The sequence below is a fragment of the Segatella sinensis genome, assembly GCF_040095255.1.
Lineage (GTDB): Bacteria > Bacteroidota > Bacteroidia > Bacteroidales > Bacteroidaceae > Prevotella > Prevotella sinensis.
Window position 1 is genome coordinate 14,545 of record NZ_JBBNGE010000032.1, and the last position, 23,870, is coordinate 38,414.

At 41.8% G+C, this 23,870-nt stretch carries 26 protein-coding genes; all 26 read right to left on the bottom strand.

Annotated elements, in window-relative coordinates:
* Window positions 1-42 precede the first annotated feature (42 nt).
* A complete protein-coding gene (locus AAAT87_RS09805) occupies window positions 43-1,164 on the bottom strand; it encodes a WG repeat-containing protein (RefSeq protein WP_349226300.1) in 1,122 nt (373 codons plus the stop codon).
* A gap of 12 nt (window positions 1,165-1,176) precedes the next feature.
* Window positions 1,177-1,776, bottom strand: a complete 600-nt coding sequence (locus AAAT87_RS09810) for a hypothetical protein (RefSeq protein ID WP_349226301.1) — start codon at window positions 1,774-1,776, stop codon at window positions 1,177-1,179.
* A gap of 58 nt (window positions 1,777-1,834) precedes the next feature.
* On the bottom strand, window positions 1,835-3,937 hold the full coding sequence (locus AAAT87_RS09815; RefSeq protein WP_349226302.1) for a penicillin-binding protein 2: 2,103 nt from the start codon (window positions 3,935-3,937) through the stop codon (window positions 1,835-1,837).
* Between the two features lie 6 nt (window positions 3,938-3,943).
* Window positions 3,944-4,345 carry a hypothetical protein gene (locus AAAT87_RS09820; RefSeq protein WP_349226303.1) on the bottom strand — a complete coding sequence of 134 codons (402 nt, stop codon included), beginning with the start codon at window positions 4,343-4,345 and terminating at the stop codon, window positions 3,944-3,946.
* On the bottom strand, window positions 4,324-4,881 hold the full coding sequence (locus tag AAAT87_RS09825) for a hypothetical protein (protein WP_349226304.1): 558 nt from the start codon (window positions 4,879-4,881) through the stop codon (window positions 4,324-4,326). The genes AAAT87_RS09820 and AAAT87_RS09825 overlap by 22 nt, the downstream gene beginning before the upstream one ends.
* Window positions 4,882-4,911: 30 nt before the next feature.
* Window positions 4,912-5,889, bottom strand: coding sequence for an ATP-binding protein (locus AAAT87_RS09830; RefSeq protein ID WP_349226305.1), 978 nt, complete (start codon window positions 5,887-5,889; stop codon window positions 4,912-4,914).
* 378 nt (window positions 5,890-6,267) lie between these two features.
* Window positions 6,268-6,750, bottom strand: a complete 483-nt coding sequence (locus tag AAAT87_RS09835; RefSeq protein WP_349226306.1) for an arsenate reductase/protein-tyrosine-phosphatase family protein — start codon at window positions 6,748-6,750, stop codon at window positions 6,268-6,270.
* 25 nt (window positions 6,751-6,775) lie between these two features.
* Window positions 6,776-7,669 carry a protein-tyrosine phosphatase family protein gene (locus AAAT87_RS09840; protein ID WP_349226307.1) on the bottom strand — a complete coding sequence of 298 codons (894 nt, stop codon included), beginning with the start codon at window positions 7,667-7,669 and terminating at the stop codon, window positions 6,776-6,778.
* 11 nt (window positions 7,670-7,680) lie between these two features.
* Window positions 7,681-8,226, bottom strand: coding sequence for a hypothetical protein (locus tag AAAT87_RS09845; protein WP_349226308.1), 546 nt, complete (start codon window positions 8,224-8,226; stop codon window positions 7,681-7,683).
* Window positions 8,227-8,233: 7 nt separating this feature from the next.
* Window positions 8,234-9,148 carry a hypothetical protein gene (locus tag AAAT87_RS09850; protein WP_349226309.1) on the bottom strand — a complete coding sequence of 305 codons (915 nt, stop codon included), beginning with the start codon at window positions 9,146-9,148 and terminating at the stop codon, window positions 8,234-8,236.
* Between the two features lie 12 nt (window positions 9,149-9,160).
* Window positions 9,161-9,850 carry a PP2C family protein-serine/threonine phosphatase gene (locus AAAT87_RS09855; RefSeq protein WP_349226310.1) on the bottom strand — a complete coding sequence of 230 codons (690 nt, stop codon included), beginning with the start codon at window positions 9,848-9,850 and terminating at the stop codon, window positions 9,161-9,163.
* A gap of 21 nt (window positions 9,851-9,871) precedes the next feature.
* Entirely contained in the window at window positions 9,872-10,267 is a 396-nt protein-coding gene (locus AAAT87_RS09860) for a hypothetical protein (protein WP_349226311.1), read from the bottom strand.
* 83 nt (window positions 10,268-10,350) lie between these two features.
* Window positions 10,351-10,716, bottom strand: coding sequence for a hypothetical protein (locus AAAT87_RS09865; protein WP_349226312.1), 366 nt, complete (start codon window positions 10,714-10,716; stop codon window positions 10,351-10,353).
* 191 nt (window positions 10,717-10,907) lie between these two features.
* A complete protein-coding gene (locus AAAT87_RS09870) occupies window positions 10,908-11,432 on the bottom strand; it encodes a hypothetical protein (RefSeq protein WP_349226313.1) in 525 nt (174 codons plus the stop codon).
* A gap of 10 nt (window positions 11,433-11,442) precedes the next feature.
* Window positions 11,443-11,853 carry a hypothetical protein gene (locus AAAT87_RS09875; RefSeq protein WP_349226314.1) on the bottom strand — a complete coding sequence of 137 codons (411 nt, stop codon included), beginning with the start codon at window positions 11,851-11,853 and terminating at the stop codon, window positions 11,443-11,445.
* A gap of 34 nt (window positions 11,854-11,887) precedes the next feature.
* A complete protein-coding gene (locus AAAT87_RS09880) occupies window positions 11,888-12,799 on the bottom strand; it encodes a hypothetical protein (protein ID WP_349226315.1) in 912 nt (303 codons plus the stop codon).
* Window positions 12,762-14,075 carry a sigma-70 RNA polymerase sigma factor region 4 domain-containing protein gene (locus AAAT87_RS09885; RefSeq protein ID WP_349226316.1) on the bottom strand — a complete coding sequence of 438 codons (1,314 nt, stop codon included), beginning with the start codon at window positions 14,073-14,075 and terminating at the stop codon, window positions 12,762-12,764. Before AAAT87_RS09885 ends, AAAT87_RS09880 begins: the two co-directional genes overlap by 38 nt.
* A gap of 203 nt (window positions 14,076-14,278) precedes the next feature.
* Window positions 14,279-15,604 (bottom strand): hypothetical protein, encoded by a 1,326-nt coding sequence (locus tag AAAT87_RS09890; protein WP_349226317.1) that lies wholly within the window; start codon window positions 15,602-15,604, stop codon window positions 14,279-14,281.
* Window positions 15,585-16,406: a hypothetical protein gene (locus tag AAAT87_RS09895; protein ID WP_349226318.1), complete on the bottom strand. Its 822-nt coding sequence runs from the start codon at window positions 16,404-16,406 to the stop codon at window positions 15,585-15,587. The genes AAAT87_RS09890 and AAAT87_RS09895 overlap by 20 nt, the downstream gene beginning before the upstream one ends.
* Window positions 16,407-16,412: 6 nt before the next feature.
* Window positions 16,413-17,780 carry a hypothetical protein gene (locus tag AAAT87_RS09900; protein ID WP_349226319.1) on the bottom strand — a complete coding sequence of 456 codons (1,368 nt, stop codon included), beginning with the start codon at window positions 17,778-17,780 and terminating at the stop codon, window positions 16,413-16,415.
* A gap of 39 nt (window positions 17,781-17,819) precedes the next feature.
* Window positions 17,820-18,689 (bottom strand): hypothetical protein, encoded by an 870-nt coding sequence (locus tag AAAT87_RS09905; RefSeq protein WP_349226320.1) that lies wholly within the window; start codon window positions 18,687-18,689, stop codon window positions 17,820-17,822.
* A gap of 332 nt (window positions 18,690-19,021) precedes the next feature.
* Window positions 19,022-20,896, bottom strand: a complete 1,875-nt coding sequence (locus AAAT87_RS09910; RefSeq protein ID WP_349226321.1) for an HD domain-containing protein — start codon at window positions 20,894-20,896, stop codon at window positions 19,022-19,024.
* A gap of 247 nt (window positions 20,897-21,143) precedes the next feature.
* Window positions 21,144-21,473, bottom strand: coding sequence for a hypothetical protein (locus tag AAAT87_RS09915; protein ID WP_349226322.1), 330 nt, complete (start codon window positions 21,471-21,473; stop codon window positions 21,144-21,146).
* A gap of 34 nt (window positions 21,474-21,507) precedes the next feature.
* A complete protein-coding gene (locus tag AAAT87_RS09920; protein ID WP_349226323.1) occupies window positions 21,508-22,146 on the bottom strand; it encodes a hypothetical protein in 639 nt (212 codons plus the stop codon).
* Window positions 22,143-22,889 (bottom strand): hypothetical protein, encoded by a 747-nt coding sequence (locus AAAT87_RS09925; RefSeq protein ID WP_349226324.1) that lies wholly within the window; start codon window positions 22,887-22,889, stop codon window positions 22,143-22,145. Before AAAT87_RS09925 ends, AAAT87_RS09920 begins: the two co-directional genes overlap by 4 nt.
* A gap of 105 nt (window positions 22,890-22,994) precedes the next feature.
* Entirely contained in the window at window positions 22,995-23,399 is a 405-nt protein-coding gene (locus AAAT87_RS09930; protein WP_349226325.1) for a hypothetical protein, read from the bottom strand.
* Window positions 23,400-23,870 lie beyond the last annotated feature (471 nt).

Consider the following 23,870-nt stretch of genomic DNA (forward strand, 5'->3'; position numbering starts at 1 on the left):
ACAATAGCATGGGGAAATCCACCTTATCTTACTCCAAAGAGGTTAATTGACAGTTTGTCCTTTTCCGTTGATGACTATATAGTTGCCTGCGTTTTCCGCCTTGTATAGGTCAAAGCCGATGCCAGTGATATTGTCATATAAAGGTTTTGTGAGTGGCTTGCCCTCTGGTGACATCAATCCCACTTTCTCTGAGTCCTTGTCCATCCAAGAACCGGTCTTGTAGTAGAGGCAGCGGCATGGTTCCAGGATTTCTTCTCCATTTTTGTCAATTTTCCCAGATGGGTAAGATACCGTGTTGATTTCACTGCAAACAAAGTTGTTCCCTACCGTGAGGTCGAAGTTCAGCCGTTTCATGGTGTAGTCTTCATATTCTACCACGAAGCCTTGGCTGTCAATATTTACGTGACGGTAGCGGATGGGTAGAATCATTTTTTGTGTGTAGGCATCATAAACACCGAGTCTTTTGTTTTTCTTCACTATCCATAGTTTCCCCTTATAGTTTCTCACGTCTTCATATTCTGGCTTCAGCAGCCACTTGCCTTGCTTGTTGATGATGCCATACTTGTAATTATCCACGGTCACGATGCAAAAGCCATCATGGAAGACATATCCGTCTGCATTCTCATCGAAGACAAAGTTTGCCTTGATGACCTTCTGGTTTTTGTGGTTGATAAAGAAGAGCGTGTCGTTTTCCTCTACGCAAGCCAGGCCTTCACTGAATATCCATGCCCTTTTGTATTGAGGCTTAATGACGACTTTTCCTGTAAACTTGTTGAAATAACCTCTTTTTCCTTTGCTGGCGAAGCACACCATACTGTCGCCATCCACACTCTTGTAGATCCAGTCCACGTTTCGTATTGTTTCCCCGGTCTTGAAGTTCTCCACCTTTCCTGCAGATTGGCTATAACTAACATTTCTGCTCACGTATTGCCAGTCGTAGTAGTCGTACTTTGGCTTCATGACGTGTTCTGAGTAGAGAGCCCATAGGAGTGCTCCCGTCATAATCATCATTAGGATGGTCACACATCCTGTGAATACTCTCTTGACGAAGAGACCATAAAGACTCTGGTCCTTGTAGCCACAGAGGTTGCAAAACCAACAGATTGACTGCCAGATTCCAGCGCCAAGTGTGGTAAAGAATTGTTTAAATGTTACTTTTTCCATAATGATTGATGTTTATTTGATTTCATATTTTTTTTGTTTAATCTTGCATTTCTGCTCCCTGAGTATTTTCAATACGGCATCCACGTTGTTCATGGGCTGGTAAGGGATGACTATTTCGGGACATGAACTGATGATGCAATAGGCAACCTCTGCCTTCTCATTCGGTTCTGCGCCGAAGCCATCCTCGTCTTCGAACCATCTACCTTCAGGGTAAATAGTCCATGCCAAGGCAGAGAAGCCGTCCCTCATGGGAGAGACTCTCTCCAGCCAGAAATCCACATGTTTGGAATCCACTTTATATCCATGTTCCAAATGCTCATGGATGCTCTCAAAATCGATAGCCTTGTCTTCCACCAAGAGATTTCCTTTGTTGTCAGAGATCTTAAGGAGCTTTCCAGTCTTCATGTTGACGATGACATAGGCATTTCCTTTTCTGAATTCTGCAATATCTTCCCCGATGTGGTAGCCTTTGCCATATTCTTTGAGAAGCGGGAAGTTAATGGCCTCCACGTTTCCTTCTTTGGAAACCAGGAAATGCTCTCTCATGTCACAGCAAGGTTCTTCGTCCTCTATGACGATAGAGTTAATGGACTTTGCGCATTTCTTTATCATTTTCTTCAGTTTTATGAGTATATCCATGATAGAATGACTTTTTGTTTAACATTTTTTGCTAGTCTTCTTGGCAGATATAGCCGACTAGCGGTTGTGTAATTCCTTTAAGATGTGAAATCTTTGTGCATTGTCTATGGCCTTGAAGCATGGCAAATATCACATATAATTCTTTACCCTTTGCAAATATTCCACAGAAGCTGACGGCATTTTCTCCATCTCCTTTCTCTTTGTTTCCTTGCTTGAGAGGTGTATTGGTAGCATATCCGATTAGTTTTGTCAAACGAACAGACATTTTTTGTATCGAAATGCTCCAATTTTGATTGGTAAGGATGGAGTTGATGAGGGACACTCCTTCGCAATTTTCTACCATATTCGGAAAAATAGGACCTTGGGTTCTGTAGAGTATGGGATTCACCGTACTATATTTCAGAGCCAGCAAGCTATACATCCTAACGATTTGTAGGGGAGTTATTTCCAATCCATGCCCATTGGATATGTCGAATAGGGTAATTCCTTTGGGCAATTTCTCGCTTTTTCCTTTTATGCACACCTCGTTATTCAAATTTTCGTCTTTTATCACTAGGGGTTGGTCATAGCCATATCCTTTGAGTATGCTAAGCAATTTTTCGCTATCATTACCAAACGCCTTTTTCGCAGCATGGTAAATAGCAAAGGGGTTATGGTATTTGAGCCCTTTACCGTAGGTTGTGGTTCCATCCCTGCCGGTGTTGGTACTGTCTTTTAGACTTACTTTCCCAGTGTTGATGGCTGCCAACATGGTAAAAGGTTGTATCAACTCACAATCATAGGAGATTTCCCAGGGATTCTTGTAGGTTTCTCCTGAAGGAACGCTTCCTATGCCTATCATTGACATCACTCGTATGAAACCTGTACTTGCATCCATCACGATAACTTGTGCCTGTTGACTCTTGCTTTCTTCAAGCGTCTTCTTCATCAATTCTTCGGCTTTCTCTTGCCATTTGGGACATATCGTCAATTTGGGGGCTATCCATTCGTGATGGTAGTAATCATAGTAAGCTTCCTGACCGTTCTTTATAACCTTGACGTATGGCTTGTAGTCCGTATCAAGTGGTATGATTTTCTCATAGATGGCAGGCAAAATCATGCCGTATCTATCCCTAAGTCCCATTCCATGCGGAGATTTTACATACATCATACCTGAGCTATAGGCGGAGCTGTTCATACGATAGAGTCTCTTTGCCTGGATGCACGAAAAGGGATTATAGCCCATAGTTAGGAAAGTAATGGCACATCCCATGACTACCATGCTTACTACATATTTAAGTTGGTGTGCTCTATGGCACATGCTTCCCCAGCCGCATAAGTGGCATAAGATTCCAGCTAGAAGAAATAGTACTCTGGTCTCATGGGTCTCGTATTGAGCCATCCACAGGAGCAGGCTTCCTGCTAGCATTATGATAATCTCTAACAGCTTGCCCTTTACGTGTGCCATATATTTGCACCAGAGAAGATTGCTTGCTATTGGTAGGATCAACACTCCCATAAAGGAAAGTAGATAGTTCAAATCATACCCCATGATAGACGCTAGCAGGAATACGAGGGTAAGGGATATAGTAATTTTTCCTTCCTTGCTATACCAAAGAATTTTGCAGCTCCAGTCTGGCTTCAGCTCTCTGATGGGTAAAGAGTCTCCTCCAAGGATTTTTCTTAGGGAGATATCTTGGCTTGGCTTAGGGATAAATCGTTTTTTAATTTCTTTGAAGATGGTTTCTCCTATGAGCATGCTTACAGGAATCCCCCAAATCCAGAAAACTATGGTATTTTTCAGTAGGGAACCATATTCTTTTCCCATCTTGCTTATTAGCTGATAATCAATATCACCATACCCAAGGCCTTGCCAAAGCAACATGGGGGCTTTGATGAGCTTTTCAGAGGCGTAGTCGATCCAAGTCATATTTCCAATCATGGGCAAGCTAACTACCAGAAACATGAGAAGGGTGGATAGGTAGGAGCATCCCCATAGTTTTCTTAAACCGATGGTCATCCTTAGCAATAAGGGATAGATGCAGACGATGAGATGAATAATGGGGTAGGTCGCCATCCGACTGTAGTGGATGGCGAGAATCAATACAGCTGCCACCACAGTCAAGTCGGTGACATAAAGACATTTCTTCATCATGGTTTCTTAATTTTCAAGTTCTGCACATTTCCGTCTGTAAAGGGTCTTCACAATGCTCATCACCTCCATGCTACACACAATGTTCTGTTTGAGGGAATCTTCATCCGTGTAGATGAAGTCGCAAGAGGCACTGACACTCTCATGGTTCTTCTCCACATATACTTTTAGGAGCTTCATGTCCCTTGTCATTATGTTGCAGGTAGCAAGAGCAAGGATTTCCTTGCCCTCCTTAATGCCAGTAAACTGGGGTAGGACGATATTGACGTAACATTCCTCCTCTTCATCCGGCATAAAGAAGTAAAATTCTTTCATTTCCATACACAATCTGATATCTTGGTCAGAGTCAAGCTCTGGCTCGTAGCCCATGTCCTTGAGCACCTTCATGACTAATTGCTTATTCTTTTCCATATCTTGCTAATGTTTGAGATGAGTGAATTATGTTCCGTATCGTTTTCTGCCAATGCATTTTCATCTTCGTTTGGAGATGGCAACTCATTTGTTTCCTCTGTCAGTGCTGCATCTTGATGACCGTCTCTCTCATTTGACTCTTCCATGTCAGGATAGCCTTTTTCCAGAAGACCTCTTGTGTAGTTGATGCCAAAGTCGAGGTAGGAAATCATAGTGCCTACGATATCTCTTAAGGATTTTTCGCAGCCTTCGACGTTGTATTCATAAGCAATCCAGAGACGTTCCTCCTTGACATATGCCTTGACATAATTAAGTTCGTAGCTTAGTTTGTTGGCTAGATGACAAAGGTCAAAGGTTTCCTTTGCCTCATGAAGGTCACACACGCCTGGGATGCAGATATTGAGAAAATCCTCACCCATGATATTGGGCGCATATAGGTAGTGAGTGCCTTCATATTGGAATATGTAACCAAAGTCTTCCACTTCCTCCAACTTGAATCCTAGCTCCTTGAGAGCTTTCAATACTTTTTCTTTCATACGTATTTTCTTTTTAATTGTAATTCTCCGTTAATGAAATCCTATGCTTCTTGGATGGTGTCCCTCCTGTCCTCTAGATAGTTCAATTCTTATTCGGTCAAACTCCCTGATATCCTTACTGCTGACGGATGGACTTCTTTTGGAGATGACATTCAGAAGCTCTTCTTGAGTAATGGTCTTGAAGGCTTTTCCCTTGTTCTTGATGCTCGCATTGAACATGTTCCTTGATGCTACTTGGACGATATAGCCAATGTCGCTGCAGTTGAATCCCTTTGTCTTTTCAGCCAGTAGGGAGTAATTGATATCCTTTTCGATAGGCAGTTTGCCTAACGACAGTTTGAAGAGACTTTCCCTTGCCTTGGTGTCTGGCATGTCAACGTAGATGAGTTCGTCTATTCTACCAGTTCGCAAGACGGCCTTGTCAATTCGCTCGGGATGGTTGGTGGCGGCTATCACGTAGATGTCTTTATCGGCTGCGTTGTTGAGCATGCAGAGGAACTCGTTAACCTCTCCGTTCTGATTGTTGTCATCATTATTGCTCCTTTGCGGGACCATGCAGTCAAACTCATCGAAGAAAAGCAGGGTGGGAGCCTTCTCCTCGGCTTCCCGGAAAAGCTCACCAATCTTGGCTTGTGTTCCGTGTATATAGGAGGAGGCAAGGTCGTCGGGTACCACTTTCATAAAGTGGATACCGATTTCCTCGGCCACCTTTTCCGCGAAAAAGGTCTTTCCCACACCTGCGGGCCCATAGAAAAGCAGACTCGGAGGTTTGATGCCGAAAGCTTTTGCGCACTCCTTATTTCTCAAGACATTGATGAAGCACTCCTGTATGAGTTGTTTAAGCTTGTCCATTCCAGCGATGTCTTTCAACCCTCCTCCTTTTGCCTCTTGAATGGGGCTTTTGGGGGGAGCGGCTTGCGGCTTTGTTGGCAATTGTTTCTCCTTATCCTTATTTGTTGGCGAGGTGATGTGTCCGAGCCATTCCTTATCTGATAGGTATCTGTTCATATTTACCTCCATTTTTTTGTTTCTTATACTTTATAAAAGGGAACAAAATCAGTAAATCTATCATGGATGGGGCAATATATTCATAAAAAGTGTGATTTTCGGCATAAAAAAAGGTAATAAGATAAGTCTAGAGATAAGTTTTTTGTTAAATCTAAAGGCATGTAAAAAAATCAGATGGGCCGATGCCTTTACAGGATTTGTTTCTTTTATGGTTTTTATCCTATACCGTTGCAAATGTTTAGCACACACGACTTTTAGATTAAGCAAACATGTGGTATTTGAAATGAGTATTTAACGATCAACTTGACCATTAAATACTCTATGACTTTTCTGCTTCTATTTAAATATTGATAGCGCTAAGACAAATTCTTGTGAGGGTTAGACATCTGCATCAGTATAGGGAGGGTTCTTCTTCCATTTGTCAATCAATATTTTGCAGCCTTCTTCGATTGTCTTTGCCACTTTTTTGTAGATGTCATGGGATTGGAAATGAGGGTCTTGGAGATTCTCGATTTTGTTAAAGGCTATATCGTTGAAGAGAACAATCCTATCCCAGTGCCCATACTCTACATACTTAGTGACTAAATCTTTTTGCACACTCTCAAAGACAATGATGAGGTTCATCTGTTTGAGCATGTCGTAGCTGATGGCTTGGGTTACTCCAGATAGTGTATAGCCCATTTCTTTTGCAACCTCTATCATCTCCTTGTCGCGTTGGTTGCTTCCCCAATCCAAGGTGCCAGCTGAACAAACTTGTATCTGGAGATTGGATTTTAACAATAGTTTTTTCATGATTGTCTCAGCAAAAGGTGAACGACAAGCGTTCCCTGTGCATACGAATATGATATTGTAGGGTTTCATTTTTTCGTAAATTTTATGTTATGAACTAAAAAATGGAGTTGGCTTTGAAAAGCAGTTTTTTCCTTTTCATGAACTCGTTCTCGTAGTCCTTAGGCAATGAAAGTAAATTATAGTCTTCTTCTGTGAGATTCCTGTATAGGCTATTGAGACGGCGAGCGATGTCATCCAGTCTGAGTTTACCATTGACTCTATGTCCCTTTAGGGTCGGGATGAATTCCTCTGGAACTTTAGGATGAAATACATAGTAAATTGACAGGGCAATGTCTGTTCTGTGTAGTCCCATTGCGCAAGATATGAAGAAGCTTCCCTTGTCCAGTAGTTTGAACAGTTCGGGTAGTTCATCTATGATGACACGGTCATTTGTTCTCTTGCTGTCCATCTCAAAGTGATGGAAAACCATTCCTGCTTCTATTACCAACTTCTCATATTTAGAAGAGGTGTCGTGGGTTCTAAGGTCGATGATATTTTTGATACCGGCCTCCTTGAGTCTTGGCAGGAACCAAGGGTGTGAAGACAAAGTTCTTCCCCTGATGCCTTTTCCCAATACGGCATCAAAATCCACGATACCTATGTTCTTGAGCTGTTCGTAGTAGGAGTTTTGAATATGTGGCAGTTGTGGTTTGATAACTCTTTCTGGCTGTACTATCTTGTTTTGGACGTTCTTGCCTATGTGCCACCCATCACAGAAGGCACATTTATATACAGAGAAGTGTACCCCCATCTTTTGGCTCATGGCTTGGGCTGACTTTTGGGCAGCTTCCTTGCTTGAATACTCAACTTTGGGCTTGTTACTTCTGCTGGATATGTGGCTATGTATGCTGAAAATTCCCAATGCATTATGGGTGACAAATATATTTCTAAAAGCTCCTTCCCTATTAACTTGGTCAATTATGGAGAGCAAAAGGTTCTTAATCTTCATGAGTTGCTTTTTCACATATAGAAAAAATTATGATAGTTGAATTCCGTGAGAGGGGAATGGACATCATCCATTTGGAGGATTCTTTCAGGAATCAGACACCATGGAGTATTTTCGTCCAGCAGTGTTCGCAGGCGTTTCGCCAACTTTACATTCTCCTGGGCAAGCTCTTCCTCTGTGGTGGTGATGCCGTAGTATATAGCCTCGCTCATTTCCGAGATTATCATCCCGGAGAAGAGTCCATGGAGAGATTCTTTCTCTGCGAACAATTTGGCGTGGCAGAATACAGCAAATATTTTCCCTTGATGTTTTCTGAGGATGTGTGCAAAGCTATGGTCTATCAGCTTCGTGAAGCTGTTTTGGGTGTCATCAGTTCTAGTGAATAGACCTTCTGGACCTCCATGTCCCAGGAGCATGAAGTGTTCTACCGATGGCTCGTTGTAAAGTAAAGCCCTCAGTTGATTCTTGCTCAATGTTGTGTCCACCAGGGTATGCGGAGAATCCTTGTAGAGCAATTCCAGCATTTTTGTGGTTCTGTCTTTTGGATGTATTACTATCATTGTAGCCTCACTTTCTTTTTTTTGTCTGATGAGTATCGAAATAGTCGAGCCAATAGGTTCTGTCGATGTGATGTTTTCTTTCTTTACTGCCAAGCTTTACCTTTGCCTCGAAATCATTGGTTTGCTCGTAGAAATTCACATAGAAGCTTATCTTGTTTCCTTTTTGGTCAGATGCCTCATACACTCTCACGCCTGCGCTTCCTTCCAGACTAAAATCCATATCGAGCACATAATCGGGTTTACCCCTTAGGTCGCTGTTTCTAAGGTACACTGCCATGCGATATTTGGCATTCTCGTCATACATATCCTCGGCACCGAGCAAATCCACCCTATAGATGGCATGGTTGTTCTTGTCGAAGAAACAGGCGAAAGGGACCAATTGCTTGGTTTTCAGGGATGGATGCAAGGTTGCCAGGTCTCTATGGATGAGCTGCTTTCTGAGGGTATCCTCTTTCCTTGAGACATAGTTGATGCCTGACAGAGTATAGCCTTCGTCCCAGAAGTACTCTCCGTTTCTGAAAGTGTAGCCGCGCCATCCCACTTGTTCCCACATGTCTGGAGTGGTTTTCTTGAGGATGCTTTTCAGGGAATCGTCTGCCATGATGGAAAAGAACTTCACCATATCAGTGGAATCTTCAATCCATTTCATAGGATAGGTGCGCATGATCGGATAGGAGGTCATATGTGCAAAGGCTGCAGCATCATCTTTGATGACGCTATTCATGAGTTCTTGGAAATGTTTATGCTCTTCCGTTTCAGTCTCACTTTTGATAGATTTCTCACTTTGTGCAGAGTCTGTAACAAAAGAGGAGTCCTTTGCTTCTTTTGTTTGAATGCTGCCTGTCTGTCTGTTTTGACAAGAAGCAAAGTTCATGGCTACCAATAGGGGAGTCATATATAATAATGTATAAGTTCTTCTCATGGGTGTAAAATTTTAAATATCCAATATCTCTAGGAGGATTCCCGAATAGTTGTCATCGCCGCTTTCCACGCAGAGTAAGTCGAATTCATCGAGTATTTCTGCAGGTAACTTTTCTTCCATTACTTTTTCTTTCAGTATGTCTGTGGGCATGCTTTTATAGAGTCCATCAGAGCAGAGAAGGATTTTGTCACCTCTTTGAAGGGTAGCCTGGTGAATCTCGGGAATTGCCACGTCCGGGCGACCTGTAAAAAAGCATCTGGCTACAATCTCCCATCCAGAGCTATTTTTGACATGATCTTGAGTTTGGAAAATGCAGCCTTCTTTTTTTCTGAAATGGTAGCATCTGCTGTCTCCTACATGAGCGATGGTCAGATGTGTATTTTTTATGCTAACCATGACCATGGTAGTTCCCATTTCCATGTTCCCGATGTTTTCTGCCTTTTGGCTGAAACGTCTATAGGCTGCTAGGCAAGCTTTCTCCACTTTGGTTTGGTCATCCTTGTAGTTCAAATGCTTCTGCCAGTAGCGAGTGATGGTCTCTGCCACAGTTTGGCTTGCCAACTCACCCTTGGAATGTCCTCCCATACCGTCACATATAATTCCCATCCAGGAGTTTTCTTCTGGATGGTAAATTGCCTGGATATAATCCTCGTTATTGCGTCTAGCTCCCTGTTTGGAGAGCGAGGCATACCTCATTAGCATAGCTCTATCTTCTGAGATTCTTTACTTCGATACTAAAAGAATAATGCGCATTTTGGCTCCCTCTTCTAGTTGACCAATGCCCCATTTCAGCTCAAAATCATCACCTAGGCTGTCCATGAAGTCGTTTACATAGTTCATGTCCTCCATGTTTAGTGTGCTTCCTGTGGTTTGGATGCTCAGGAGAATGTATTTACCGCCTTTCACTTCATCCTTTTCTCCGAGGGTCTTGAAGCTGTTTTTCATGAAGGTAGGGTAATCCTCCTCTTCTTGCTCGAAGATAAAGGCTTTGCCCTTGCCTCCGTTCACCACATGCTTGATATCCTTTTCATCCAATCCAATGAGCTGGTTTGGGGTGACGATCATGTTTGTAAGCTCTATAGGGAGCTGTCCTTCGAATTCTACTTCCTTGATGTTCATAATCATTAGCCCTGGTTCGTGGCGGGCGCAACTTTTTGGTGTTTATGATTTTTCTTTTAATCTCGGTTCCTTTTATCCCCTCTTTAGTTCATGATGTCTAGAGAGAAGTTCTCTTGGTGGAGGCAATTTGGACAGAAAGTTAGCATTCCGCCCCTACCACATAGCGAAGTCCAAGTCCACGAAGGAGATCTAAAGTCATGTATGAGCAGTTTGTTGTGGCACAGGCTGCAACATCCTTCCGTGGTTTGTATTCTCTCAGGATGCTCATAGAGGCTTCCCAAAATATCTGGCCATGGAATAGTTCCATTTTTGGCTACTTCTGGAACTTTCTCTTGGTTCCATTTTCCCATGAGTTCTTTCCATGCCAACCTTGCTTCTTCATATGATGGTTGTGTAAAGTAGCCGAGCAACTCTTCTTTTGAAGCAGAGATGCCCAGTTGCTCTTTCATTTTGTTTATTTGTTCTATTATCGTGCTCATGATGCTTGTTTTTGTGTTTGAAAGTTAATGGATGCTCGGCATCCGTTATTAATTTGTGTCCTGTTTTTAAAAAAGTTGTTCTTTCAGGTACAAAGATAGCATAAAAATAACGAACTCTCACATTATTTGTGTTAATTCATGAAAATGAGCTATCGATTTTTTTATTTTTCTACTTCTTCTGTTTCCGAGATATTTCTTCTCAAGATGTTGACGGTCTCCGAAGAAAAGCACTCATAGACATATTTCCCCAGTTCCTCACACATCTTTGATTCGAAGTCTGCAGCAGAGATTCTATCTTGAATCTTCTCGATGGTACCAACGGTGGCTCTGCTCAACATCATCTTCTTGAAGGTGAACGGTGAGTAGGTACTTTTTCTGAAGTTCACTCCTATGTTGACATAATACACTTCCCAATAGAGGGAGGATGATTTCTGTACCTGGAACCAGAGCTTGTTGGCGAACCGGACGGCCTCGTTCTTCATGGGAAGCTCGATGGCTACGGTAACTTGTCCACGCCCCTTGAGGGCATGGAGTTTGCCGATGAATTCTGGGTTCCTAAAATGCTCCACGAGTTTGAGATAGAGCTCATGGAAGTTCTCCTGTACGGCGTTTTGGTTCTCCACGCAGTAGAGAGCTGCACTGGCGTTTGCCACAAATGGGTCGAAATTGTAATTACATTTTGACATAATTTTAATCTTATGGTTTGACATATTGTATACTTGGGTATAATCCCACAGCATCCTCGATGCTTTTTTTACTGGCTGCTACTTGTTCAATCCCTATTTTCAAGTGATAGTGGAGTTCCTCCATTTCCTTCCAGTTGAATTCATAGGTGAGCAGGATACAGTCTTCCATGAGGAAGGCCTTCACCACTTTCTGTCGTGAGGTTATGGCATTGCAGAGTCTCAGCAGTTTTGTATTGCCCAAAGATTGTGAATTCGTGATGATGGGAAGACATATATTGCAAAAACCTGTGGCTGTATTCTCTGACGAGATGCTTATTACTTGGTCTTGATAGCGGATGATACTGTTTTCATCGTTGCTTTCAATGAGATTGTAGTTCTCCTGGAGAAGATAATCCCTTATTTTTCTTGCGATTTCGTTCATGACAGTTTTGTTTATATCTTATAAGAGAAGCGTTTTAAGATTTTATATCAGCATTTCTCTTCTTTTTTTTCGGAGTACTGCCTTTTCCGAAGCATTCGTATGTGACTGGCATCTTGAAAGGACTGCTCTTCATGGCTTCACTCACAAACTCTTCAATGGTCTCATAGCGATGCTGGGGAATAGGCTGCAATGCTTTATATAGGCAATCTATCAGTTTCGCAGGGACGTTGAAGACTGGCTTGGCCATGGTGAATTGTTTTCTATGATTACTGTCTGTGCTATCTATGGGCATGAGCCAGGGATGATACCCTTGGAGCATGAAGGCTAGCAGGAGAGCTATGGAGAACTCCATGCTTCTCTCACTCATGCAACCGGTATCGTATTCGGGTGGAGTATAGCAGGGGTTCAGCTCATCATAGTCTATGGTATCTTTCTTTATACAGTAATTATACACATACTGCAAGTTGGTGATGATGCCTCTGGCCTTCTTCCTTTTATCCCAATAAACCATGACGGTCTTGGGAGAGAGATTTGTGTGAATGGCATCATGGCAGCAATACTTGAGCTCTTTTACTCCGATGGCAATGTCGAAGAAAATACGCCAGGCATCGTCTTGTTTGATTTTACCTAGATACATGGCTTCTTCCAAAGTGATAGTCTTTTGATATTTATAGACAAGAACTTGTATCCTCTTTTTTCTGATGACGGTTACGAAGTCATCGCATAGTTCCATGAAACTTGGTGAGAATACACAGGATTGGAAGCCGATTTCCTTTATGTAGGCATTCTTTGAGAGCTTTTGGGAGGTGGTGTCGTAGGCAACAATGAGAACAGTCTTGTTCTCATTGTTGATACCCACGTATTCCTCACGGTAGGCTCTTCTATTGGTATGAAGAAACTCCACAACCTTATATTCTTTGATGACAGTATTGGGTTTCAGTAGCATAAGCTGATTTCTTTTTCTTGTTAGACTTTGTGACATGTACTTTCTCTCCATTTCTATTCTCGTACCATTCCTTGGCTGCCTCTTGGAATTTCTTGTTCATTCTAAGATAGATGTTGTCCACGTTCGAGCGTCTCATATTCAGTTCCTTTGACAAAACTGTAGGAGACTTGTCTTCGAAGAAACGACTTTCCCATACATAGCGGTCACGTTCTGTGCATTTTACGGTGGATGCTATGTGGTGGATTGTTTCCAAGGCCTTGCTCTGGATTTCCTCGTCCGTGAGGCTCACGCCGAAGATATCCACAAGGGCGCATAGATTTTCCTTGAAGCTGACCTGACAGCCGTTTTGCATCACTTCGTCCAAGGATACTTGGCTATTGCTGGCAGACTTGTCTTTCAGAATATCATGATAGTCTCTGGGCGATTGTAGGAGCGTTTCCTTTAAGGTGGTAGTCGCATTCTTTACCTTCTTATCATATTCCTCCTTACTACAAGCTGACTGGCTCATGATTTCCTGGGGACTTTTCTTGTTGACGTACAAATCCCTGATGATTTGTGAGGTATCAGCAGGGAGCGTTTCTTCTTCCAGAATGAGGTTGGCCATTTCCTCCGTGAGCTTTCGCTTGGAAAGGCGTGTATTACCGGCAGTGCGTTTTCTCTCCCAAGGTATTCTCTTCTGCTTTCTTAGCTCTGCTGTGAGTTCATGTCGGCCCTTGGTCTCAATCCAGGAGAAGATGCTCCCTGTATTTTGGAAGGTCTTCAAGCCTTTCCAAGTTCCTTCTTCCCAGATGCTGCTATAGATGATGGTGCTTATCTCTTTGTCGGAGATGGTAAGTCCATAGGAAGAATAGAACTCATTCTTTAAGCGTGACCGGAGTCGAGAGATGTTTGCTTTTTGAGGATTTGTGCCGTAAAAAAAATCCTCAGCGAATCTGGTGTCATTGCTGGTGAGCTTATTTTTGATGTATTCCCCCTCTGCCTCGTTCACCTTTTGCCATAGATAGTCCTTGAGGAGGATCTTGCATGTGGAAAGCAAGGTATAGTCACAGCTGAATTTTTCAGGAGTTACAACCTCCTTTACATGCATTTTTACTTTCTCCAGTAGAATATCTTTTCCCCAGTAGATGTTCTTTTTCTGCTTCGTGATATCTTCCATGATGATGGAAAACAAGATCTCCACGTAGAGCAATACTTGCTCGATGTTGAGCGTGAGTTGTGTCCTTGATGCTGTGCCAAACAAGTCACCAGTTACTTTTTTCTCGTTTTTCTGATTCATAATCCGTCGTTTTAATGTTAAACAAAGAAGTGCCGAACTTCGTAAATCTGGGTACAAAGTTCGGCACTTTTCAGCGAAATATGAATCTTTGCGGAATCCGCAAAATGCTTCTTGTTATTTTCTTTCTATTCCTTTGATAATCTGATATTTATATATATGAAATTTTTTTCTGTTTACATATTTTAACTTGATTTTTCTCTCTGCTAGAGCAGCTTAAAGGGGATGCGAATATTATGTGGTTTGGTAGCGATGTGGTCACCAGCATCTTCGATGATATGGGGACTGATGATTTCTCCCAGTTCATCGCAAACCGTGCCTACGCATTTCCTTATGTCAGCATAACAGTCACCCAGACGTTTTTTCTTTTTCTCCTTGCTGTCCTTATCCTTATATTTTGAAACGAGGGTATAATAAGTACTCTTAGCCTCGTCTGTATGTTCAGGATATATCAAGTTAAAGAGTCTATAGTACTCGTTTTCCCATTTCTTTTCCAACAAGTCAATTGGATCAATCTCGTCCTCCTTCTTATATCTGTCAATGAGATAGATAAGATAGACGATGAAGGAAGACTTATAGGTGAAATCCACTGTCTTGAAGTGTCCGTCCTTAAAAAGGAAGAGTTTATAGGTACCTGTATTCTTGTTTCTCTGGTCGGTGGGCATCTTATACCCTTCCATCTTTTTCGGGTCGCGAATCTCTATGCGTAGGCGTGAGTTCTCGGCATATACTTCTGGATCAAGATAAGGAGTTACCTTGGAGAGTTGGGAAGGCGTGAGGTTTTTCAGCATCTCTATGATATACTCCGCTGGGATGCTGTTGATGAGGAAGGTGAGCTCTGCATCTGCCTTCTTATCTCCGTTTCTGCGCACCTTTTTCACGTTTTCTGTGATTCGCTTGAGCAGCTCTGCCTTTTGGTGGAAGTCCACTACGTCATTCTTGAAACCCAGAATTCCCTTTATGGCTCCCATCTGTGGTACCATTCCCATTGTAGGGTTGAGAAGAGAGTGTATGGAACTTGTGAAGAAATTCTTGATGAAGGCGGTGGTGGAGAAGAGTGGTTTCAGCCATTTCTCGAACTCCTCTGGATTGTCTAGAAGTTGCTTGTGAAGTGTCTTTTGGGCTGTCTGTCTGATATGTCGCTCTGATGAATAGATGATACCACTCACCTGTTGTTGGATATCCTTCTCTTCCAGTTTCACTAGGAGATACTTCCCTATGTCTCTGCCAAGGAAGTTAAGGGGAAGGATGACGTTGCAGCCTTCCTCTTCAATGGCCTCTAGGATACTCTCGTCTTCAATATGAAGTTTTTCATGCAGATAGGTGCATGTATAGCTTCCTAGAAAATCTCCTGTCATTTTGGCAATTTGCATCTGGTTGCTTATGGTCTCCTCCACCTTATCAGCTATCTCCTTTTTGATGGACGGCAGGAGATAGAGGCAGTTCTCCATCTCGAACGATATGGGTTTGGTAGTGCTGCATATTTTCCCGATAGCAGCTTCTACGCTAGGGTTATTGTTGATGATTTTCATAATGATTCTCCTTTTCTTTAAGTTGTGTTCTATATTTTAATACAGCCTGTTTGATGAGATTGCTGTCTGGCAATCGATCTATGTCAATGGGGGCTGGAGATGGGGGATTGAAGAAAGTCTTATCCCAGTCCATTTCCTGAATGGCCTTCCAACTCTTTGCCAGTTCCAACATGTGTTCATAAACAAAAGGTGGAACTAGATTGAGGATCCTGTCTAGTAAGGGGCTGCCATCCTTGTCAATGACTTTGGATAGGTTCTCCCTGCCATAATCCACGGCATTCTTCCTCATCTGCCCGCCGGGATGGGTAGGAGTGGCATTTTTCATGCCTACCACCCATTTGTACTTGTTAGTGGCAATGAAGTATTTTTCAGCATAGGCACCTGCAACTATGTCGCAAGCGAGTTCCTGTATCCACAGTTCATTGGGAAATATCCAAAACTGAGTGTTTCTGAGCGCCTGATGGCACATTTCATGCACGAGGCAGAGCCTGAGGGCATCGAGATTATTCACTCCTTTGTCCTGCATGACCTTGAGGTTATAGAAAAGCTCCGTGTTCTTGGCTTCCTCGTTGGTCTTGATCTTGGCCACGGTATCCTCCGCCTCTGTCACCTTGGGCATGGGGAGTCCAAAGAAATCAGCAGCCTGGTTGATAGTCTCCAGTATCTTTTCTGAGTCGAAGTATTCTGCTCCATGAGGATTGAATCCCCACATGGTTTGGTGCATCTCCAGAATTTGCAGGTACCAATTGTTCCTTTGTGCCTCTGTCATGGACTCGTATTCTTCTTTGTTTGGTCTGTTCATTGTATATCAATTTTTGATAAACTTCAATGCTTTCTTTAACCATGAGGTCGTTTGGCTTTTTGAAGCTAAGTCATCTGCAATTTTCAAAATTTCTACTGGTATAGAAATCATTTCTTGTTTGGTATGAATATGTTCACTTTGGCTTCCAATGACAAATGGAGAGACAACATTTTCGTCCAATTTTTCAAATGACTCTGCTATTACTTCTGTGATGTAACTGTAACAATCAGATATTCGTTGTTTTTTATTTTTTCCATCACTCTTAATCTTGGTCAAATTGTCATATTTCTCTTTAGCATTTTTCTCATTTGGATATATGACATCATACATGGTGATAAACTCTTTTTCAATATTCTTTGATTCTAAGTCAATGTATGTCGTTTCTACTCCTTTTAAGAGTCTGTCTGCAAGATAAATGAGAAAGATAATGAACGCAGTCTTACGTTTGAAATGCACGTGCTCCGTCCTGTTGTTTTTTACAAGGAATAGTTGATAAATTCCATCATTTTTGTTTTTCTTATTCTTACTGATAGACACATTTACCTTCTCTTCAGGTTTACAGATTTCAAATCTTATATTTGAATTTTCTGCATAAGTTTGAGGGTTGATGTTATTAATATATTTTTTTTGTTGGGCAGGTGTCATATTTTTCATTGCCTCCAGAATGATGTCAGGATCCAGAGATCTTATGTAATCTTTCAAATCTTTGTCATACTTTTGATTCTTATCTCTTTTTGATTTTTGGAGAATTTCAAACATATTTTCTACAATTTCCTTTTTCTTGTAGTATTTGTTTAAAATGATTTTCTTAGTTTCAAAGTCTAGGCTAGGACCATAAGCAAGAAGAGGTAATTTACTTATTATCCCATTGAAAAAATCATCAGTTAAAGATTCTTCGTAGTTATCGTTCTCTTCGTAGTCATCAGTTGAAGATTCTTCGTAGTCATCTTCAATTTCTCTATCAAATCCAAAAAGTTTGAAGTAGTTCTCGCCTCCATTTATAAAGTTGTAAAGAACATTCTGTCTACTTTCTCTGGTAAGTTCATTACTGATATTGATAATATCAGATATGATTAAAGGAATATTTGTTTGTATTGTTTTGGTTAGATAATATATGAATACGCCCTTTTCGTATGACATGATAGGAGTAATCATGTCATAATCAGTAAATGAAACGTTTTCTTCTAGGCTATTAAAAGACAAATTAGAGTATAACTTGTTCAATACATAGTTTGTTTTATGACTCTTGTTATATTTATTGACAGCATTATAATATTCTGTTTCCAATGATTTTGGAACAGAGTTAAGAAGATAAATATGAAAATCCAAAAGTTGGACAATTGGCTTGTCTAATTTGATAATAATTCCTCTCATAATATTAACTTGTTTATTTAGACGTTTTCACTATGCTCTTTAGTTAACATACCATTTTGGTTCTTCCGTGAAGTCCCAAAAGGTTTGTTCCTCTATATTGATACTTCTGTCATCATACTTTGCTACCAGACTTCCGTATCGGTTGTAGGTTCTTGCCTTGATGAAGGTACCTTTCCAATAGGCAAGTTCCGCAATCAGGTGGTTGTCCTGATAGAGATAGTTGACATAGCTTCCGCTTTTGTCTCCTTGGTATTCTTGCAATACGAAGATTCCCAATGAACCTCCATCAAGGTCACTTGTCCAAAATGGTCCCCATTCCCGGATGTAGAGCTTGGATTTATAGTTGGATCTTGTGATGACGTTACCTATGGAGGTGATTGTTCCTGTAGAATCTCTTTTTACTTCATAGCTATATTCCTTGCTTTTGGGATTATCCATCCATTGTTTGAACAAGTTTTTTGCTGTCGTAGGAGTGAGTTTTGAAAAGCCATCCTCCACTATATCGCCAAGGGGATTTAGAAGAGAGATTTTCTCTACCTTCCCATTGGGGGTATAGTCAATCAGGTAGCCATAGACATCCGCCATCTCACTGCATCCTGCGGCGATGAGTCTTAGATTACCATGTGGAGAATATAGGGCATGGTAGTCTGTGTTGGCAAATTGCTTATGAACAATTGTCACGTACTCACTGCCATCCTCATATTTTTGATGGGTTGTCTCAAATGCTTTATCGTTTGGCTTGACAATGTCTTGCCTGTAGATGACTTCTGCACCCTTTGGGTCGTTTCCCCACATGGAAGCTGTGGCTGTATCTGTGTTTGAGGGTGCATGATGAGTGCAAGCGCAGATGAAAAACAGCGTCATCCAGCAAAAGAGCAAATTATAGTGATGGATTTTCTTACTTGTCATTTTCTTCTTTCTTTTAGGGTTTAACATCTTGTCATGTGAGCCGGTCTCAATTTCCTTACATATATAGTATATGTAATTTAGGGACAAAAGTAAGGGGAAAAACCGAAATAGTCAAATCTTTAGCCATTTATTTTTTGGTTTAAACTATTTTTAGTCCCGTTTAAACCTTTTTCACATGGGCTTCGCTGTATTCCCCCTTTATGACTTGATGGCCGTTTCTTTAGGTAAGTCACCCAGCATGCCCATCAGAAAGACTACAGCAACTGAAGCTCACGGAAACCAACAGGATGATGAGAGTGACCATCTTTAACTAGCTCATATACTTGTTTTTTTTATTCGAGTTCTTCGTTATACACTTCCTCCACACCCTTGATATGGTAGAGGTGAGAGGTGATGATTTGTAATTCACCGTAGGAATGGATGCCAAACTTGATGGTACAGTCCACGATGAAGTCCACGGTCACAGTATGCAAGTTCTCGATGGAGAGTTCAAGCTCGTTGGTAATGCAGTCGATGATGTCGCTCAACAGATGATAGCGGTCGATGGCCTTCACATGGATGGCGATAGGGTAGAGGATGTATTCCTCTTCCTTGAACTCTACGGATACGATGCTGTCGCCAAACTGCGATGCCATTCGGATGGCATCGGTGCAGTTACGCTTATGGATACTGATACTGCCGTCTGCTTCCTTGAATCCGATGACTTCCTCACCGGGGATAGGCTTGCAATGCTCGCAGCGGTGGTAGGAAGAGACGTTTTTCTTGCTCAAGAATGAGTTGATGTGTCTCTTAGCCTTGTAGGTGATGACATGGCTTGCCCAATCTTGCTCGGGGCATACGCTATCGTCGGTACCAATCTCTATGCTGTCACCACGGCGAAGAACGGTCTTGATGGAGCAAAGCTTGCCATTGATATGGGCATACTTGGCGTGCATGCCCACCTTGGTGTGAACTTCGAAGGCAAAATCTAGGGCAGAGGATCCCTTCGGTAGTCTTACGGGCAGTCCTTTCGGGGTGAACACCATGATGTCGTCGTTATAGAAGGAGCTTACCACATTCTCGATGTATCCGTCTTCCAATCCATGGAAGGCGATGTCCTGCAGTACTTCCTTAAACTGCTTAAGCCAGCTCTTGATGGTGTCGTCACTGCGATTGGACACGCAACCCAGCATGGAGTTCTTCACCATCCTCTCACTGCAGATATGCACCTCCTCCCATTTGCCGTGGTCTGACAGCAGCTTGACATGGAACGACTCGTAGCCGTTCGATTTCGGATTGTCTACATAGTTGGTGATGCTGCCTGGTTTCTCCTTAAACTTATCCGTCAGGATGGAGTAGAGGTAGAGGCAGGTGTTCTTTTCCGTGCGCTCCAGTCCTTCAGGGAAGATGATTTTCACGTAGTGGTGATTGTTTACGTGCTGGAAGTCCTTGTTCTCTTTCTGCATTTTGCGCCAGATGCTATACGGCATGCGATACTTCACCTCGACTTTGGCCTGCACCTGGTGGTCTGCTAAAATCATATTAATATGGTTCACGAAAGGGTCAAGCGTATTGGCGTTTCTCATTTTCTCATCCTCTATCATACGCTCCATGTGGGCATATTCCTGTGGACAACGGAACTGGAAACTGAGGTTTTCGAGCTCCGTCTTAATCCAGTAGAAGCCCAGTCGGTTGGCTAGGGGAGCGTACATGCAGTCAGTCTCGCCGGCAATCTTCATCTGTTTGTCAGGACTCTGTGCGGCAAGTGTGCGCATGTTATGCAGGCGGTCTGCCAGTTTGATGAGGATAGCACGTATGTCATACTGCACAGAGTCAAGCATCTGCTTAAAATTGTCAACCTGTTTGGTAATCTCATAGTGCTCCTTCTTTTGCTTTGTAACCACTCTCACGAGATAGGCAACGTCACAGCCGAACTCCTTTTGCACGAAGTCCATTTTATACTCGGTGTCCTCAATCAAATCATGCAAGAGGGCGGCGATGACGGCGTTGGCACCTAATTGCATATCTTCTGCCACGATACGAGCCACGGCGAGAGGATGCAGGATATAGGGTTCTCCACTCTTGCGGAACTGTTTGCTATGGCCTTCGTTTGCAATTTGGAAGGCATGTTGAATAAAGCTGAGCTCTTCCGGTGACGTTCTTGGACGCATCACCTCGAATATGTGCTCAGCTGCCTGCTGTATCTGAAAATTGTAATTCTGTTCCATAATGCTGTTCTTTTTATATTGTCATCTATAGGCAAAAGAAGAGATAAAAGATGTAAGTTATATCAGAGGAGAGAATTAAATTAACAACTATTAACTAAATGAAAAAACGGAATTTAGCAGAATTGCCCAAAGAAGACACGTGAGAAGAGGCGTGGAAGACCAGTAAAACCAACCGTGGAAGCAGAGCCAAAGGAATGATAGTACAAAAGGCCCTAAAACTCGGAAAGGAAAATAAACAGTAGTCTTTTCATTGTGTAATATCATCTGTTACTACCATATCATCGTATTCGTCATCCCAGTATATCATTGGAGCTAAATTTTCTTTAAATTCTGGTTCTCTCAACTTTTCCAATTTGTTTTCAACCTCATCCTTTGATTTTGCAAATACAAAGCAACGCCACCAATAATTGTCGCTGAGATAATCACATTCATCAAACCAAAGATGATGTCTCACGAGCATCCCTACATATACACCATCCTTGGGTCTTCCATTATGCGAATAGTCTGCAATCTCGTAAATATCCTTAAACGTAGTTCCGAGAACATGTATCTGTTCTGTAAACTTAATTTTCTTCATAACGATTTCCCCTAATCCGTGTCGGGAACAACCTCTATATATTCCTATTCATCAACCATTCTATCAGTTGGTTCACCTCCTTGCTCAACATTCCAGCAGTTGCCGGAAGCTTATGAGGGCGAATGACAACCATACCGATGGAATATTTTGGGTTATCAGCAGGAAAACAGCCCACAAACGTAAATTCATCAAGACATCTTTTATTGTTGTCGTGTTGAAAGACATTGTACCTACCAGCCTGTTTTACACCTCTTTGTTTGAAAGACAGAGCCAGTTCTATGGCATTGTTCGTCTTTGTTGTGTCGCTGATAGCGGTGCCACTAATAGTTGTGCCACTGATAGCCCAGATATTCTTTTTGAATGGTACATATACCATGTCACCGCACCCTTCACACTCATCATCCAATTGTTTCTCCAATGATGCCCATGCTAATACTTCTGATGTTGTGGCATCAATAACGGCTATTTGCCCATATATACCATCTGTTTCTAACATCATATTTCTATCTAATAGGTTATAGCATGAGTCTATAAGTTCTTTGTCTGCTAATGGACAAATATCAACACTATCGTTGAAATAGGAAACTTCTTTTCTCTGAGAATAGACACCTACGCAATAGAGTATTAGCATAAATACTAATAATGTTCTAACTGTATATGTTATTGTTTTCATTCCGTCTCTACACCTTTTGGTTGTACAATCAGTTCCAATCGCTTGATATCGTCTTCTGTCAGTTGGGCATTTCCACCGTTTTTGTAATAGCCAAGTACCCTTTCTGCACCACGTGGTTCCAATACAGCATGTTCCTCTGCTTTCATATAGCATTCCACAGCAAACTTTTTGTCAGTTTGACCATTCTCATCAGGCTCATAATACAGGTCTCCATGCATCGAGTAGGCAAGCGGAATTCGATCTGCAATCATGCTGAGTTTCGTGGCATCAGCTCTCAATCTCCCTTTCCTATCAGGAACAGTCAGCAACATTTCTGCCAAAGAACAACCTTGTTCAGCCGCCTCCTTAATCATGTTCTTTCCTGATAGGGTATCACCTTTATCTACAGTTATCATTCCAAGAAGAGTTTTAGCCTCAGGAGAGTCATTATTGCATAGCACCTGTTCCACGCTGTCTGGATTTTCTTGAAGATACGACTTATAGCCGTCCATCAAGAGAAATAGCGTTTTGTATTCATTGCCATCTGGCATACCATAAATGTAATCTTCCATTCGGTTAATTCCACCACGGCTCTCAGCTATGCTAGCCATAGTAATCATACCGAAGAAATCCTTCTTCACCCCGAAACCATCCCGATAGCAGTCCGCTAATTTCAGGTATGCAGAACCATCACCCCAACGAGCCTGATTGAGCAATGACAAGACAGAGTCCTGGGGCACAGTTTCTGCACTTTTCTGTTCCACGACCTTTGAAGGAGCCAATCTATCTTCCTGTAAATGTTGCTCAGAACAACTTGCGAAGAACAACACCATTATTATGCATAAACAAAGATTCTTCATACAAACAAATTAATATACTTTTTTATGATAGGTTTTTGTGAGGGAACATCCATTAGCCGCACAATTAACACATTCTTTATGTCCAGGGGCGTGTTCATAGATTTTGCATCCACACCCTCCATTACATGGTCCATAAAAGAAAGACCGTCCTTTAAAGGAGACATCAGAGCTAGAACGTGTTTCTACATAATCAGCCACGATCTCTCCAGTTCCACCGCATCTGTTACATGTATATCCTGCATAAACTCCATATCCACTACATAATGTACATTGAAATACCTTCTCTTCTTCCTCCTCATAAACATCCCCATTTGAATCTACACTTGTAGCCGAAGGCTTTGACTCACAACTAGTCACTGTTGAAGCTGCAATAATACTAAATAGAACAAGAACTACACCTGCTAATCTTTTCATATAACAATACCCTAAATCCGTGTCGGGCACAACTTCTAAATATGTTATTTGTCTGTTTATGAGATATAGAGCATTGAAGTAACCATTTACTATCAGAAATAATCTCTAATATTCCTATTTCCCGCTAAAAATCTGACCATTCATATACAATGCGCTGGCGAATCTACAAGACATAACGCCATGCTTAAAGTTCATACTGTTACCGATTTGGCTATAAACTCCTGTATCTTGTCTCAATATTCATTGTTTTCCCGTAACTCTGTCAATATGCCACAGATTTCAACAGGTGTAACCCCTTATCTATCTGTAACGTAGCATTGACAATATTATTTAAACATTACTATTTAAACTTTGTTGTCCAGCCTCTCCAAAGATCATCTGCAACATGCAAGATAACATCGTGGAGTTCAAGATTGTCCTTGAAAGACTGCGGGATTGCATCATAACCAACGACAGCACCAAGGATATTGC

Excerpts from the sequence above, each read along its gene's own strand:
- AAAT87_RS09860 (WP_349226311.1), bottom strand. The coding sequence starts at position 10,267 with ATGAACATCAAGGAAGTAGAATTCGAAGGACAGCTCCCTATAGAGCTT.
- AAAT87_RS09885 (WP_349226316.1), bottom strand. The coding sequence starts at position 14,075 with ATGAATCAGAAAAACGAGAAAAAAGTAACTGGTGACTTGTTTGGCACA.
- AAAT87_RS09880 (WP_349226315.1), bottom strand. The coding sequence starts at position 12,799 with ATGCTACTGAAACCCAATACTGTCATCAAAGAATATAAGGTTGTGGAG.
- AAAT87_RS09820 (WP_349226303.1), bottom strand. The coding sequence starts at position 4,345 with ATGGAAAAGAATAAGCAATTAGTCATGAAGGTGCTCAAGGACATGGGC.
- AAAT87_RS09900 (WP_349226319.1), bottom strand. The coding sequence starts at position 17,780 with ATGAGAGGAATTATTATCAAATTAGACAAGCCAATTGTCCAACTTTTG.
- AAAT87_RS09890 (WP_349226317.1), bottom strand. The coding sequence starts at position 15,604 with ATGAAAATCATCAACAATAACCCTAGCGTAGAAGCTGCTATCGGGAAA.
- AAAT87_RS09850 (WP_349226309.1), bottom strand. The coding sequence starts at position 9,148 with ATGAGAAGAACTTATACATTATTATATATGACTCCCCTATTGGTAGCC.
- AAAT87_RS09895 (WP_349226318.1), bottom strand. The coding sequence starts at position 16,406 with ATGAACAGACCAAACAAAGAAGAATACGAGTCCATGACAGAGGCACAA.
- AAAT87_RS09830 (WP_349226305.1), bottom strand. The coding sequence starts at position 5,889 with ATGAACAGATACCTATCAGATAAGGAATGGCTCGGACACATCACCTCG.
- AAAT87_RS09930 (WP_349226325.1), bottom strand. The coding sequence starts at position 23,399 with ATGAAAAGATTAGCAGGTGTAGTTCTTGTTCTATTTAGTATTATTGCA.
- AAAT87_RS09845 (WP_349226308.1), bottom strand. The coding sequence starts at position 8,226 with ATGATAGTAATACATCCAAAAGACAGAACCACAAAAATGCTGGAATTG.
- AAAT87_RS09825 (WP_349226304.1), bottom strand. The coding sequence starts at position 4,881 with ATGAAAGAAAAAGTATTGAAAGCTCTCAAGGAGCTAGGATTCAAGTTG.
- AAAT87_RS09835 (WP_349226306.1), bottom strand. The coding sequence starts at position 6,750 with ATGAAACCCTACAATATCATATTCGTATGCACAGGGAACGCTTGTCGT.
- AAAT87_RS09875 (WP_349226314.1), bottom strand. The coding sequence starts at position 11,853 with ATGAACGAAATCGCAAGAAAAATAAGGGATTATCTTCTCCAGGAGAAC.
- AAAT87_RS09865 (WP_349226312.1), bottom strand. The coding sequence starts at position 10,716 with ATGAAAGAGCAACTGGGCATCTCTGCTTCAAAAGAAGAGTTGCTCGGC.
- AAAT87_RS09915 (WP_349226322.1), bottom strand. The coding sequence starts at position 21,473 with ATGAAGAAAATTAAGTTTACAGAACAGATACATGTTCTCGGAACTACG.
- AAAT87_RS09805 (WP_349226300.1), bottom strand. The coding sequence starts at position 1,164 with ATGGAAAAAGTAACATTTAAACAATTCTTTACCACACTTGGCGCTGGA.
- AAAT87_RS09840 (WP_349226307.1), bottom strand. The coding sequence starts at position 7,669 with ATGAAGATTAAGAACCTTTTGCTCTCCATAATTGACCAAGTTAATAGG.
- AAAT87_RS09815 (WP_349226302.1), bottom strand. The coding sequence starts at position 3,937 with ATGATGAAGAAATGTCTTTATGTCACCGACTTGACTGTGGTGGCAGCT.
- AAAT87_RS09870 (WP_349226313.1), bottom strand. The coding sequence starts at position 11,432 with ATGTCAAAATGTAATTACAATTTCGACCCATTTGTGGCAAACGCCAGT.
- AAAT87_RS09855 (WP_349226310.1), bottom strand. The coding sequence starts at position 9,850 with ATGCTAATGAGGTATGCCTCGCTCTCCAAACAGGGAGCTAGACGCAAT.
- AAAT87_RS09910 (WP_349226321.1), bottom strand. The coding sequence starts at position 20,896 with ATGGAACAGAATTACAATTTTCAGATACAGCAGGCAGCTGAGCACATA.
- AAAT87_RS09905 (WP_349226320.1), bottom strand. The coding sequence starts at position 18,689 with ATGACAAGTAAGAAAATCCATCACTATAATTTGCTCTTTTGCTGGATG.
- AAAT87_RS09920 (WP_349226323.1), bottom strand. The coding sequence starts at position 22,146 with ATGAAAACAATAACATATACAGTTAGAACATTATTAGTATTTATGCTA.
- AAAT87_RS09810 (WP_349226301.1), bottom strand. The coding sequence starts at position 1,776 with ATGATAAAGAAATGCGCAAAGTCCATTAACTCTATCGTCATAGAGGAC.